At 72.2% G+C, this 13,395-nt stretch carries 13 protein-coding genes and 1 tRNA gene; 2 read left to right on the forward strand and 12 right to left on the reverse strand.

Features of this window, described 5'->3' with window-relative positions:
- Positions 1-18: 18 nt before the first annotated feature.
- From IAG42_RS17280 to IAG42_RS17315, 8 genes are all read right to left on the reverse strand, one after another.
- Positions 19-1,671 carry a long-chain fatty acid--CoA ligase gene (locus tag IAG42_RS17280; RefSeq protein WP_188337876.1) on the reverse strand — a complete coding sequence of 551 codons (1,653 nt, stop codon included), beginning with the start codon at positions 1,669-1,671 and terminating at the stop codon, positions 19-21.
- A gap of 132 nt (positions 1,672-1,803) precedes the next feature.
- Positions 1,804-2,448, reverse strand: a complete 645-nt coding sequence (locus IAG42_RS17285; protein WP_188337877.1) for a SigE family RNA polymerase sigma factor — start codon at positions 2,446-2,448, stop codon at positions 1,804-1,806.
- A 178-nt stretch (positions 2,449-2,626) separates the two neighbouring features.
- Positions 2,627-3,793 (reverse strand): lipid-transfer protein, encoded by a 1,167-nt coding sequence (locus tag IAG42_RS17290; RefSeq protein ID WP_188337878.1) that lies wholly within the window; start codon positions 3,791-3,793, stop codon positions 2,627-2,629.
- Positions 3,790-4,218, reverse strand: a complete 429-nt coding sequence (locus IAG42_RS17295; RefSeq protein ID WP_188337879.1) for a MaoC family dehydratase — start codon at positions 4,216-4,218, stop codon at positions 3,790-3,792. The genes IAG42_RS17290 and IAG42_RS17295 overlap by 4 nt, the downstream gene beginning before the upstream one ends.
- Positions 4,215-5,339, reverse strand: coding sequence for an acyl-CoA dehydrogenase family protein (locus IAG42_RS17300; protein WP_188337880.1), 1,125 nt, complete (start codon positions 5,337-5,339; stop codon positions 4,215-4,217). Before IAG42_RS17300 ends, IAG42_RS17295 begins: the two co-directional genes overlap by 4 nt.
- A 1-nt stretch (position 5,340) precedes the next feature.
- Complete coding sequence (locus IAG42_RS17305; protein WP_394811220.1) at positions 5,341-6,360, reverse strand: bifunctional MaoC family dehydratase N-terminal/OB-fold nucleic acid binding domain-containing protein; 1,020 nt, start codon at positions 6,358-6,360, stop codon at positions 5,341-5,343.
- Positions 6,357-7,547 carry an acyl-CoA dehydrogenase family protein gene (locus tag IAG42_RS17310; protein WP_188337881.1) on the reverse strand — a complete coding sequence of 397 codons (1,191 nt, stop codon included), beginning with the start codon at positions 7,545-7,547 and terminating at the stop codon, positions 6,357-6,359. Before IAG42_RS17310 ends, IAG42_RS17305 begins: the two co-directional genes overlap by 4 nt.
- 197 nt (positions 7,548-7,744) lie before the next feature.
- Complete coding sequence (locus IAG42_RS17315; protein WP_188337882.1) at positions 7,745-8,056, reverse strand: hypothetical protein; 312 nt, start codon at positions 8,054-8,056, stop codon at positions 7,745-7,747.
- A 324-nt stretch (positions 8,057-8,380) separates the two neighbouring features.
- Between IAG42_RS17315 and IAG42_RS17320 the strand changes: the two genes are divergently transcribed.
- Both IAG42_RS17320 and IAG42_RS17325 read left to right on the forward strand, forming a co-directional pair.
- Positions 8,381-9,292: a bifunctional DNA primase/polymerase gene (locus IAG42_RS17320; protein ID WP_188337883.1), complete on the forward strand. Its 912-nt coding sequence runs from the start codon at positions 8,381-8,383 to the stop codon at positions 9,290-9,292.
- 28 nt (positions 9,293-9,320) lie between these two features.
- Entirely contained in the window at positions 9,321-9,800 is a 480-nt protein-coding gene (locus IAG42_RS17325; RefSeq protein ID WP_188337884.1) for a hypothetical protein, read from the forward strand.
- Positions 9,801-9,857: 57 nt separating this feature from the next.
- Here the strand turns inward: IAG42_RS17325 and IAG42_RS17330 are convergent.
- From IAG42_RS17330 to IAG42_RS17345, 4 genes are all read right to left on the reverse strand, one after another.
- Positions 9,858-9,942 (reverse strand) — tRNA-Ser (locus IAG42_RS17330).
- Positions 9,943-9,992: 50 nt separating this feature from the next.
- Complete coding sequence (locus IAG42_RS17335) at positions 9,993-10,970, reverse strand: CU044_5270 family protein (protein WP_188337885.1); 978 nt, start codon at positions 10,968-10,970, stop codon at positions 9,993-9,995.
- Entirely contained in the window at positions 10,963-11,580 is a 618-nt protein-coding gene (locus IAG42_RS17340; protein WP_188337886.1) for an RNA polymerase sigma factor, read from the reverse strand. Before IAG42_RS17340 ends, IAG42_RS17335 begins: the two co-directional genes overlap by 8 nt.
- Before the next feature lie 176 nt (positions 11,581-11,756).
- Positions 11,757-13,175, reverse strand: a complete 1,419-nt coding sequence (locus IAG42_RS17345) for a S1C family serine protease (RefSeq protein WP_188337887.1) — start codon at positions 13,173-13,175, stop codon at positions 11,757-11,759.
- Positions 13,176-13,395: the final 220 nt, after the last annotated feature.

Consider the following 13,395-nt stretch of genomic DNA (forward strand, 5'->3'; position numbering starts at 1 on the left):
AGTGCGCGGGTACGGGCGTCAGAGCTGCGTGACGTCCAGGTCGCCGTCGGCGTACTGCCGGCGCAGCACCTTCTTGTCGAACTTGCCGACGCTGGTCTTCGGGACGGCGGGGATGACCGTCCAGCGCTCGGGCAGCTGCCACTTCGCGACCTTCTCGGCGAGGAACGCGCGCAGCGTCTCGAAGTCCGCGCTCGCCCCCTCCTTCAGCACGACGGTGGCCAGCGGCCGCTCGCCCCACTTGTCGTCGGGGACGGCGACGACGGCGGCCTCGGCGACGTCCGGGTGCGACATCAGCGCGTTCTCGAGGTCGACGCTGGAGATCCACTCGCCGCCGGACTTGATGACGTCCTTGGCGCGGTCGGTGAGGGTCAGGAAGCCTTCGGGGCTGATGGTGCCCACGTCGCCGGTCTTGAGCCAGCCGTCCTCGCTGAACTTGTCGGCGGGGCGCAGCGGTTCGGCGTCCGGGCCGTTGTAGTACGCGCCCGCGATCCACGGCCCGCGCACCTCCAGCTCGCCCGCGGACTCCCCGTCCCAGGGCAGCTGCTCGCCGCCGGGTCCCGTGAGCCGCGCCTCGACGCCGGCGGGGAAGCGGCCCTGGGTGAGGCGGTAGGCGAACTCCTCGTCGCTGCCCGGCTCCACGCCGGCCGGCGGGCGGGCGACGGTGCCGAGCGGAGAGGTCTCGGTCATGCCCCAGGCGTGGCAGACCCGCATGCCGAGCTCGTCGAAGGCCTTCATGAGGGAGGGCGGGCAGGCGGAACCGCCGATGGTGACCTGGGTCAGCGTCGACACGTCACGCGGCTTGGCGCTGAGTTCGGCGAGCAGGCCCTGCCAGATGGTGGGGACGGCGGCGGCGTGCGTGGGGCGCTCGGACTCGATCATCTCGGCCAGCGGAGCGGGCTGCAGGAAGCGGTCCGGCATCAGCATGTTCACACCGGTCATGAACGTGGCGTGCGGCAGTCCCCAGGCGTTGACGTGGAACTGCGGCACGACGACGAGCGAGGTGTCCGCGTCGGTCAGCCCCATCGACTGCGTCATGTTCACCTGCATCGAGTGCAGGTAGATCGAACGGTGGGAGTAGACGACGCCCTTCGGGTCGCCCGTGGTGCCGGAGGTGTAACACATCGCGGCGGCCTGCCGCTCGTCCAGCTCCGGCCAGTCGTACGTGGTCGGCTTCCCGGCGACGAGCTCCTCGTACTCGTGCACCCGTGCCCGCGCGCCCTCGAGCAGCGAACGGTCGCCGGGTCCCGAGACCACGACGTGCTCGACCGTCGTCAGTCCGGGCAGCAACGGCGCGAGGAGCGGCAGCAGCGATCCGTTCACGATGATCACGCGGTCGGCCGCGTGGTTCACGATCCAGCTCAGCTGCTCCGCCGGGAGCCGCAGGTTCAGCGTGTGCAGCACGGCGCCCATCGCGGGGGCCGCGAAGTAGGCCTCGACGTGCTCCGCGTTGTTCCACATCAGCGTGGCCACGCGGTCGTCGCCCCGGATGCCGAGGTCGTCGTGGAGTGCGTGCGCGAGCTGGGCCGCGCGGGCGCCCGCCTCGGCGAACGAACGGCGGTGCGGCTCGCCCTCGCCCGTCCACGTGATGATCTGCGAGGTGCCGTGCACGCGCGTCCCGTGGTTCAGGATGCGGGTCACGGTCAGCGGTACGTCCTGCATCGTGCTCAGCACGGCGTCCTCCCGGTGGGCGCTACGGAGCAGTAAAGTTCTGCCGATTCTCACCGCATACCGCGTGGTATGTCACTAGTCCCGGGAATGATCGATCAGCTGGGCGGTCACCCGATCGGCGTCCTGAACCCCAGATCAGGCCCGCACGGGACCCAGCTCCGGGTCTTCGCGCAGCTTGCCGAGCGCCCGCGAGACCGCGCTCTTGACCGTCCCGACGGAGACCCCGAGCACCTCGGCGGTCTGCGCCTCGCTCAGGTCCTCGTAGTACCGCAGGACGACCATCGCCCGCTGCCGGGCGGGCAGCTTCATGATCGCCCGCCACATCGCGTCGTGGAGGGCCTGCTGCTCCGCCGGGTCCCCCGCCGGGAGCACCTGCGGCTCCGGCAACTCGTCGCAGACGAACTCGTCCACCTTGCGCTTACGCCATTGGGAGGTCCGCGTGTTCAGCAGAGCCCGCCGCACGTACCCGTCGAGCGCCCGGTGGTCCTCGATCCGGTCCCACGCGACGTACGTCTTCGCGAGCGCGGTCTGCAGCAGGTCCTCGGCGTCGCACGGGTTCGCCGTCAGCGACCGCGCCGTGCGCAGGAGCACCGGCTGGCGCGCCCTGACGTACGACGCGAACGACGGGTACGTCGTGTGCGCACCGTGCGCCGCACGCGCCCCGGCCGGGGTCCGCGCCGCCGCCGGGGCACAGGTCCCCGCCGGAGTGCGCGTCCCTGCGGGGGTACGCGGTGCGGTCTGCGCTGCGCTGCTGCGGGCGGGCGCCAGGGTTGCGGTCATGGCTCCACGCTATGAGCGCACCCCGTCCCCGCGGATCGGCCGGAGGTCCCGAAGCGACGTCCGCCTCAGGTTGTACGCGGGGTGGTAGCCCCACCTCCTGAAGGTGGAGGACGCGGTGAGGACCCTTGAGGGTTCAGCCCTGAGAGCATCGCTCCCCGCAGCCCCGCCCGCGCTCCCCTCACCCGTCCCGGCCGAGGACCAGGCCCGAGGTCGGCACCCCCGTGCCGGCCGTGACCAGGGCCGTCGCCGCGCCCGCTGTCTGGTTCACCGCCGTGCCCCGCAGCTGCCGCACTCCCTCCGCGATGCCGTTCATCCCGTGCAGATAGGCCTCGCCCAGCTGGCCCCCGTGCGTGTTCAGCGGGAGGCGCTCCTCCGCGACGAAGTCCGCCGCCTCGCCCGGCCCGCAGAACCCGAACTCCTCCAGCTGCATCAGCACGAACGGCGTGAAGTGGTCGTACAGGATCCCCACGTCGATGTCCGAGGGGCGCAGCCCCGACGTCCGCCACAGCTGCCGGGCCACCACGCTCATCTCCGGCAGCCCCGTCAGACCGTCCCGGTAGAAACTGGTCATCTGCTCCTGGGCCCGGCCGGCGCCCTGGGCCGCGGCCTCGATCACCACCGGCGCGCGGCGCAGGTCCCGGGCCCGCTCCACGCTCGTGACGACGATCGCCTGTCCGCCGTCCGTCTCCTGGCAGCAGTCGAGCAGCCGCAGCGGGTCGACGATCCAGCGCGAGGCGGCGTGGTCGTCCAGGGTGATCGGCTTGCCGTAGAAGTAGGCCGCCGGGTTCGTCGCCGCGTACTTGCGGTCCACCACGGCGACATGACCGAACGCCTCCGGGGTCAGTCCGTACTCGTGCAGGTACCGCTGCGCCGCCATCGCCACCCAGGACGCCGGGGTGAGCAGCCCGAAGGGCAGGGACCAGCCGAGCGCCGCGCCCTCCGCCGACGGCTCCCGGTGCTGCACTCCCGAACCGAAGCGGCGGCCCGAGCGCTCGTTGAACGCCCGGTAGCAGACGACCACCTCGGCCACCCCGCTCGCCACCGCGAGGGCCGCCTGCTGCACCGTGCCGCATGCCGCGCCGCCCCCGTAGTGCACCCGGGAGAAGAACGACAGCTCTCCCATCCCCGCGGCCTGCGCGACCGTGATCTCCGGGCTCGTGTCCATCGTGAACGTGACCAGTCCGTCCACGTCACCGGGGGAGAGGCCCGCGTCGTCGAGCGCCGCGTGCACGGCCTCCACCGCGAGCTTCAGCTCACTGCGCCCCGAGTCCTTGGAGAACTCGGTCGCGCCGATGCCGGCGATCGCCGCCCTGCCGCCGAGGCGGTCCTTCGTGTGCACGCTCATACAGGCCTCCCCGCGGCCCGGTCGCGGCCCGCCGACGGCACGGTGACCGTCACGGTGCCGGTGACATGGCTGCCGATCCCGTTCTTCCCCACGACCTGGACCCGGGCCGTCTCCCCCTCGTCACCGGCCTCCACGTCGAGCACCGTGCCGGTCAGCACCATCGTGTCCCCCGGATAGTTCGGCGCGCCCAGCCGGATCGCGACCTTGCGCAGGACGGCCGTCGGGCCGAAGTGATCGGTGATGTACCGGCCCACCAGCCCGTTCGTCGTCAGGATGTTCATGAAGATGTCGGGGGAGCCCTTCTGCCGGGCCAGCTCCGCGTCGTGGTGGACGTCCTGGTAGTCCCGGGACGCGATGGCCCCGGCGACGATCAGTGTCCTGGTCACCTCGATCTCCAGCGGCGGCAGCGCCTCACCTGCCTTCATGACGTGCTCCCTTCCGTGGTCCCCGTCTCCCGGCCCGCCGCGATCAACCCGCCCAGCTCCTCCAGCAGTTCACCGCCGGCTCCCAGATATCCGTCGATCTGCCGCCCCCACAGGAAGTGCCGGTGCACCGGATGGTCCAGGTCCGCGCCCATGCCGCCGTGCAGGTGCTGGCCCGTGTGCACGACCCGCTTGCCCGCCTCGGACGCCCACCAGGCCGCGGTCAGCGCGTGGCTCCCGTACGGGAGGCCCTCGTCCCGCCGCCAGGCCGCCTCATAGGCCGTGACCCGGATCGCCTCGATGTCCATATGGGCTTCCGCCGCGCGGAGTTGGACGCCCTGCTTGGCGGCGAGCGGCCGGCCGAACTGCTCCCGCTCGTTCGTGTACTCCACCGCCCGCGCCAGGGAACCCGCGCACACGCCCGCCTGCAGCCCGGCGAACGCGGTCCGCGCCGCCGCCAGCACCTCCCCGTACGCCCGGGGCCCGCCGATCCGCTCGGCCGGCGTCCCGTCGAGCACCAGCCGGCCCGCGGCCCACGGCGCCGTCAGCTCCACCGGCTCACACCCGGCGTCGTCCGCCGACACCATCCACAGGCTGTGGATACTTTCTTCCGCCTCCCCGGCCTCGCCCCCGGCGGCGCCGCCCTCCCGGACCGCCACCAGCACCTGCGTCGCGTCCCGCAGCCACGGCACCCAGGGCACCGTCCCGGTCAGCCGCGCCCGCACACCCCCGCCACCCCCGTCTTCCCGCCCGGTGATCACGATGCCACCCCGCGCCGGGAACGCGCCGGTCGCCACGGTCGCGCCGTCCCGCAACCCGGGCAGCAGCCGCTCCCGCTGCTCCTGTGTGCCGTGCTCCGCCAGCGCGAGCAGCCCGTACACACAGCTCGCCGCGAACGGCACCTGCGCCGTCGTCCTCCCCTGCTCCTCCAGCATCAGGACCAGGCCGAGCAGCCCGGTCTCCTCCACGGCGGCGGTCAGTCCCGCGCCGCCCAGCGCCTTCCACAACTCGGTGTCGCTGCCGCCGCCCAGGCCGGCGAGCCGCTCCGGGGTGGACAGGTCGCCGAAGATCCGCGCGGCCAGCTCCCGCGCCGCCTCCTGCTCGTCCGTCGGGGTGAAGTCCATGTCACGCCTCACCCGCCTCGACGGCCCTGAACACGGGCAGCTCCAACTCGTCGTCCACGGCCAGGAATTCGAGCCGGACCGGCATGCCGATCCGCACCTTGTCGTACGGGACGCCCACCACGTTGCTCACGATGCGCACGCCCTCCGCGAGCTCGACCAGGGCCACCGCGTACGGCGGGTCGAAGGCCGGGAACGGCGGGTGGTGCATGACGACATAACTGAAGACCGTGCCCTCGCCGGACGCCTCCACCCTGTCCCACTCCTGCCCGCCGCAGGCATTGCACCCCGGCAGCCACGGGAAGCGGAGCGTCTCGCAGGTGCCGCAGCGCTGGACGAGGAGACGGTGGTCGCCGACGCCCTCCCAGAAGCCCGCGTTGTCCCTGTTCACCACCGGCCGCGGGCGCAGCTTCTTCGCGGCCCCGCCCGACTGAGCGGCCCCACCCGGCTTCACCGTCCCACCCGGCTTCGCCGCCCCGCCCGACTGAGCGGCCTCACCCCGCTTCGCGACCCCCGCCCTGGCCGCAGGCGTGTACTTCAGGATGCGGAAGCGGTGCGTGCCCACCAGCTCACCGCCCACCCGGACGTCCATCCGCGTCGTGACGAAGTGCCCCGAGCCCAGCTTCGTCGTCTTCAGCGGGGAGACGGACTCGATCAGCGAGTCGTAGGTGATGGCGTCGCCGGGCCGCAGCGGACGCAGATACTCCTGCTCGCAGTCGGTCGCGACCACCGACGTGTACCCCGCGCCGTCCAGCAGTGCGAACAGCTCGTCGTGGGCCGGCGAGCGGCCCTCGAACCCGGAGAGGCCGCCCATCGTCCACGCCTGGAGCATCGTCGGCGGCGCGATCGCGTCGGGGCCCGCGTACGCCGGGTTCGTGTCCCCCATCGCCTCGCACCAGTGCCGGATCATCGGCTCGTTGACCGGGTCCTTGCCCACGGCCGCGGTGGCGGCCGGCCGCCCCTCGAACGGCTTCAGCTCCCCCTCGGTCAGCTCCCCGCGCTCTTCTCCCACCACGGCCGTCACCGCCTCCCCCGCTTCATCCCGAGCCGCATCGCGGCCACGATCTCCCGCTGGACCTCGCTCACTCCGCCACCGAACGTGTTGATCTGCGCCGCCCGGTTCATCCGCTCCAACTCCCCGTCCCCCACCGCGGGATCACCCGCCCCGAACGCCCCGGGCGACCCGGCCCGCACCCACCCGGCCTCGCCCGCGATCTGCTGACATATTCGGTACACCTCGACCGCCGATTCGGTTCCCGCGAACTTCACGCCGCTGGCGTCCCCGGGGGCCAGCCGGCCCGCCCCCACATCACCCACCAGACGCCAGTTGAGCAGGCGCGTAGCCGCCAGCCGGGCATGCGCCTCGGCCAGTCCGGAACGGACCCAGGACGCGTCAATCCGGCACTCGCCCGTCACCGGATCGGGTGTACGGGCGGCCTCGACGACCCGCTCGTAGAAGTCCTCGGCCTGCATGCCGATCGCGGCGAGCGCGACCCGCTCGTGGTTGAGCTGGTTCGTGATCAGGCCCCAGCCGCCGTTCTCCGGTCCGACCAGGTTCGACCCCGGCACCCGGATCCCGTCGTAGTACGTGGCCGTCGTGGTCAGACCGCCGACGGTCTCGATCGGCGTCCAGGAGAATCCGGGCGCGTCGGTCGGGACGAGGACGATCGAGATGCCCTGGTGCTTGGGGGCCTCGGGGTCGGTGCGGCAGGCGAGCCAGATCCAGTCGGCGTTCTGCGCGTTCGACGTGAAGACCTTCTGGCCGTCGATCAGCCAGTCCCCGCTCGCCTCCTCGCGCACCGCCCGGGTCCGCAGCGAGGCGAGGTCGGTGCCCGCCGACGGCTCGCTGTAGCCGATCGCGAAGACCAGCTCGCCGCTGAGGATGCGGGGGAGGAAGAAGGCCTTCTGCTCCTCGGTGCCGTACTTCATGAGGGTCGGGCCGACGGTGTTCAGCGTCACCATCGAGACGGGCGCGCCCGCCCGGTAGGCCTCGTCGAAGAACACGAACTGTTCGTCGGGGCCGCGCCCCTGCCCGCCGTACTCGACGGGCCAGCCGAGCCCGAGCAGCCCCTCGGCCCCGAGGCGCCGCAGCACCCGGCGCTGACCTGGGAGGTCGTCGGCCGCAGGGGGGCCGTCCGGCATCACCGTACGGAAGTGTTCGCGCAGCTGGGCGCGCAGCTCTCGCTGGCGCTCGGTGGGGGCGAGGTGCACGGCGGCGGCCCTCCCGGACCTCGTACGAACAAGGATTTCTGACTGTCCGTCAGATACCGCCGGGTGTCAAGAGATCGGCGGCCCCGCCGAGTTCGCTCGCACAGGGACCGCAAACGCCTGCGCGGCGGTGCCGATGGCACCGCCGCGCAGCTGTCACGCACCCCACGGAGAGCCCCTGCCGCACAGGAGCCGGGAGGTCACCAGAGCTCGGTGAAGTGCACCGCGATGTTCTCGTTGGACTGGTGGATCGCGGTGAAGGCCGACCCGTTCACCTGGGCGTTGTTGTTCTGGTTCGAGGCGCCGTCGCCGACCGCCTGCTGCTGCGTGGTGCTGGAGTTTCCGAAGTTGTCGTGACCCACGCCGCTGCCGATGATCGACGCGACGCCCGCATTCGATCCGTCGTCCGCGATCGCTCCGTTGTCGGCCATCGCCACCCCGGAGAACAGGGCGGCGGCCAGAGGCAGGGCGGCGACGGCGGCGAGGACGCGGGCGGTACGGATGGAAGCCATGTGTTTTCCTCCAGAAGTACGGGTTGCTCCGGGGAAGTTGGCCGACCGCCCCGGCGATGTTCACGACGTCGCGAGACCAGAGTTGCCCACCGGATCCGCCGGGAACCACCCCGGACCGCCTCATTCGCTCGCAAGCGTGAGGACAAGTCGATAAACCTGCCTCACAGCCACAAAAGCCCAGCTCAGCCGCGAACACCGCACTCCGGGACGATCAACACCCAGTCCTCCCAGACGATGAAGCGTTTCGGCACATTTTTGGTAAATAGCCACCCCGTACGGCTCAACCCACTTCCCTCTTTCGAACGGATGTACGAACATGGAGCCATGGCCACCACCGACCGACACCCGGCACGCCCCACCTCCGCCGTGCCGCGCGCCTCCCTCGCGACCCTGGCCCTCGCGCACGCCCTCTCCGCCGCCGAGCGCGGGCTCGCGGTCATCCCGCTCTCCCGCACGAAGCTCCCCGCACTGCCCTCGCCCCACCGCGGCGACCCGCCGTCCGCCCCGCGCTGCCACGGCGAGTGCGGGCTCCCCGGCCACGGGGTGTACGACGCGACGACCGACCCGCGCCGCATCCGTGCCCTGTTCGCGGCCGCGCCCCGGGCCACCGGCTACGGCATCGCCTGCGGCCTGCCGCCGTACCACCTGATCGGCGTCGACCTGGACACCAAGTCCGGTACGGATTCCTCCGCTTCACTGCGCGAGCTGGCTTTACGGCATCTGTTCACGATCCCCGACACCGTGGTCGTGGCCACCCCGAGCGGCGGCCGACACCTGTGGCTCACCGGCCCGCCGGACGTCGTCGTGCCCAACTCCGCGGGGCGCCTCGCCCCCGGCATCGACATCCGCGGCGCCGGCGGCTACCTCGTGGGGCCCGGCTCCCGCACCGAGCACGGCGTGTACAGCGCGGTGCCGGGCACCGGACACCTCAGCCCCGCCGCCTGCCCGCCCGCGCTGCTCCGGCTGCTCACACCGCCGCCCCGCCCGCAGCACACCGGCCGGGCCGCGGTCCCGCACTCCGGCCAACACGGGCACGGGCTCGTCCAGTTCGTGCTCAGCGCCCATGAAGGACAGCGCAACACGCGCCTCTTCTGGGCGGCCTGCCGTGCCCACGAGAGCGGCCTCGGCGACGCGTTCCTGGAGATCCTCGCCGACGCCGCGATCCGCACCGGCCTCACCGAACGCGAGACCCGCTCGACCCTCGCCTCGGCGGCCCGCCTGACCGCGTCCCGCTGATGTCCGGCACGGCGGTACGTTGTCGATCATGGCCACCCAGATCTTCACCTTGGTCGGCGTCCTCATCGGCGCCCTGACGTCCTACGTAGCCACCGCAGTCGCCGAACGGGCCAAGTTCCAGAGGGAGATGGCCACGCGCTGGGACGAGCGGAAGCTCGACACGTACATCGACTACGTGACCTGCATCAAGCAGATACAGCGGGCCGCCATGGACGCCGGCCGGGCCCGCGACCAGGGGGCGGACGCGTCCGAGGCGCTGGCCGCGATGGAGGAGAGCGAGAACAGGAGGTCCGTCCTCTTCGAGACCTTCGTCCTGCTGAGCAACGAGATGGCCGCCACCGCCGCCCACGCGGTCAACCAGCGGACCTGGGAACTGCTGAACACGACCCGGGTCCCCTCGAACGGGACGGCCGCGCTCCGCCCGATCCGCCTGGTGGAGGCCCTCAACGTGCTGCACGAGGCGGCTCGGTCGGACCTGACGATATCGAGCGGCTCCTCCGCCGGGTGAGCCGAAAGGCGGACGGCCCCCGACCGGTGATGCCGGTCAGGGGCCGTCCGGCCGCTGCGGTGGGTGTGGGATTTGAACCCACGGTGACTCGCGCCACGACGGTTTTCAAGACCGTTCCCTTAGGCCGCTCGGGCAACCCACCCGCGCCCCGCCTGCGGCGGAGCGGCTACAGCCTACCGGCTAGGTCGTGGCCTAGGGGCGCTGCCTCAACCGGTCGACGATCGCCCAGTCCACCACGTGCGACACCTGGACGTAGGTCTTGTCGCCGGACTTGCTGGTCCGCTCGTCGCGGAAGCCCAGGAACTCGTAGGTCTTCGGGTCGAAGATGAGGTAGCGGCCCCGTGCGTGCGGATCCGCCGAGGCGATCCCCACACCGGTGCGCCCGGCGGAGTCCGTCACCCCGTCGACCCTCCTGACCCCGGGCACGAGGGCCAGAGCCTCGTACGCGGCCGGGCGCAGGCCCTGGGGCAGCAGCGGCCACTTCAGAAGCTCGCCGAGCAGGAAGTAGGCCATGTACCAGTCGTCCTCGGTGAACTCGCTCGTCGGCTTGCCGGGCCGGCCGACGCCGATGACGGCCGAGGCGAGCTGCTTGGGGTCGGTGGGGAGCTTCTTCAGCTTGCTCCACTCCCTGGGCGGCCACACGCTCTCGCCCTTCTTCATGGGCTCTTCCCAGATCACATGACCGAGTTCCATGGTCAGGGAGCGCTTGGAGCCGTCCACGGAGTCCCAGTTCGTGTCCACGTAGGTCCTGACCTTGCCGGTCCCCCGCTCCGTCTCCCTGATGATCCGCTTCGAGTAGATGTACTGGTCGTCGCGCGGCGCCACCGTCGTCTCGCCCTTGCCCAGCCGGGCCGCCGCGCCGTGCAGCACGGTCACGGCGCCGGCCTCGGCCATGCGCGGGGTCTGCGTGACCGCGGGTGCGCGGCCGGCCCGGCCGGTCTCGCCGGAGCCGTCCTCAGCGATCAGTACGGCCGTTCCCGTCACCGCCACGGCGGCCACGGCGGCGGTCGCGAGGCGGAGGACGCGGCGGCGGCTGGGCGCGGCCTGCGGGTGCCGACCGTCGCGCACCATCGTGTTGAGCAGGCGGTGGCGGGCCCGTCCCCGGGCCGCGTCGGTGAGCGGGGCCGCGTCCGCGTCCCAGTCCCGCAGGAGTTCGAGTTCGTCACTCATGGCCGGACACCTCTCGCAGGGTCGTCGGATCGGATCCGCCCAATGCTTCGCGCAGCTTGCCGCGGGCCCGGTGCAGCCGTGATCTGACCGTGCCGACGGGCACGTCGAGGGCCTGGGCCACCTCCTCGTAGCCGAGACCGCCCCAGGCGACCAGGAGCAGGACGTCCCGGTGCCGTGCGGGCAGGGCCGCCAGGGCCGCCGCCAGTTCGCGGCGTACGGCCTGTGCTCCCACCCGGGCCGCGGCCCGGTCGGCCAGCGGCTCCTCGTGGTCGGCGGGGGCCGGGACGCGGGCCAGGGCCTTGAAGCGCCGGGCCTCGGCCCGCCGGTGCCGGCCGACCAGATTGGTCGCGATGCCGAACAGCCAGGGCCGGGCACCGTCACCCGTGGCCCGCGCCGGGTCGTACCGGTGCCGCTGCTGGAACGCGGTCGTGAAGGTCTCCGCCATGAGGTCGTCGGCCGGCTCGTCGCCGAGCCTGCGGGCCAGATAGCCATGGACCGCGTCGGCGTACCGGTCGAAGAGCGCGGCGAACACCTCCGGTTCGTCCCGGGACCGCGCGATCACCGAGGCATCGCTCTCCACCCCCGTGCGAACGCCTGGCTCGCCGGTCATCGGGGCTCCTCTCGTCCAGGGAACGTGCGTCGAAGGCTTGGGCTTTCACCTCTCCTTCGCCGCTCGGCCGGGACGAGTTCCCTCCGACGGAAACCGGACGTCGGGCAGCGCGGAACGCCGGAGGGGCCGCCGGTCGATCCGGCGGCCCCTCCGGCGTCAGGTCCGTCGCCGGACCGTCAGCTGTCGCCCTTGCGCTCGCCCAGGGTCACGTCGACCGTGTGGTCCTTGCCGTCGCGCGTGTACGTGAGCTTCACCGTGTCACCGGGCTTGTGCGTCCAGATCTGGCCGATCAGGGTCGGGCCGGAGTCGATCACGGTGTCGTCGAGCTTGGTGATCACGTCGCCGGGCTTGAGGCCCGCCTTGGCCGCCGGGCCGTTCGGCGTGACGGCCGCGGCGCCGCTCGCGCCCTGCTCGGTGATCTTCGCGCCGCCCGTGCCCTCCTCCAGGGAGACGGACGCGCCGATCACCGGGTAGAGCGGCTCGCCGGTCTTGATGAGCTGCTCGGCGACCATCTTGGCCTGGTTGATCGGGATGGCGAAGCCGAGACCGATCGAGCCGGACTGGCCCGAGCCGCCGAGGCCGCCGCTGGGGGCGGACTGGATGGCCGAGTTGATGCCGATCACGTTCCCGTTGCCGTCGAGCAGCGGGCCGCCGGAGTTGCCCGGGTTGATCGAGGCGTCGGTCTGCAGGGCGCTCATGTAGGACGCCTTGCTGTTGCCCGAGCCGTCGCTGGAGGCAACCGGGCGGTCCTTCGCGGAGACGATGCCCGTGGTCACCGTGTTCGACAGGCCGAAGGGCGCGCCGATCGCGATGGTGGAGTCGCCGACCGCGACCTTGTCCGAGTTCCCCAGCGTGAGGGGCCGCAGGTTGTCCGGCGCGTTCTTCAGCTTGATGACCGCGACGTCGTAGCCCTGCGCGTGGCCGATGACCTCGGCGTCGTACTTCTTGCCGTTCGAGAACGTCGCCGAGAGCTTGCCGCCGTCGACGGCCTCCGCCACCACGTGGTTGTTGGTGAGGATGTGGCCTTCCTTGTCGTACACGAAGCCGGTGCCGGTGCCGCCCTCGCCGCTGTTGCCCTCGGCCTCGATGGTGACCGTGCTGGGCAGCGCCTTGGCGGCGATGGCCGCGACCGTGCCCGGGTCCCGCTTGAGGTCGGCCGGGTTGGACGCGGAGACGGTGGTGGAGCCGGTGCCCGCGTCGTCGCCGCGCTCCGCGGCCCAGTAGCCGATGCCGCCGCCGACCGCGCCCGCGATCAGCGCCGCGGCGACGACGCCGGCGAGCAGCCCGCGCCGGCCGCCCTGCTTGGGCTGCGGCGGCTGGTACCCGGCGCCCCAGTGGTTCTGGCCGCCGCCCCAGGAGCCGCCGCCGTCGCCGGGTGCGTGACCCGCGCCGCCCGAGGCGTAGGCGGGGACGGCCGGCGGCGGGGGCGGCCAGTCGCCCGCGGGGGCGGGTCCGGCCGGGTGGGGCTGCTGCCCTGCCGGGTCACCGGCGGGGCCGTGCTGCGCCGCCGGCGCGGGAGCAGCGGGAGTGTCCACCGGCACGGGGGGTGCGGACGGGGCCGGGGGGTGCTCGGTGCCCTCGTTCTCGGTGCTCACAGCTTCTCTCCTCGATCCACGGCTGTTCGGTCCATGGGCATGGCCTGTGACGGTCCGGTCCTGTCACAGGTGACGCCGGTCCGGCATGGTCCTGTCACGACCCGGTCGTGCTGTTGTACGCGGTCAGCTTTTCCCACGGGACGTCAGGGCACCATAAGCCGAGCCTGTGCGTCTGTAGCCATCCTTTATGTGCGGCGAAACGGACGCATCCGCTGGGCCG

The sequence above is a fragment of the Streptomyces xanthii genome (assembly GCF_014621695.1).
Classification (GTDB): domain Bacteria; phylum Actinomycetota; class Actinomycetes; order Streptomycetales; family Streptomycetaceae; genus Streptomyces; species Streptomyces xanthii.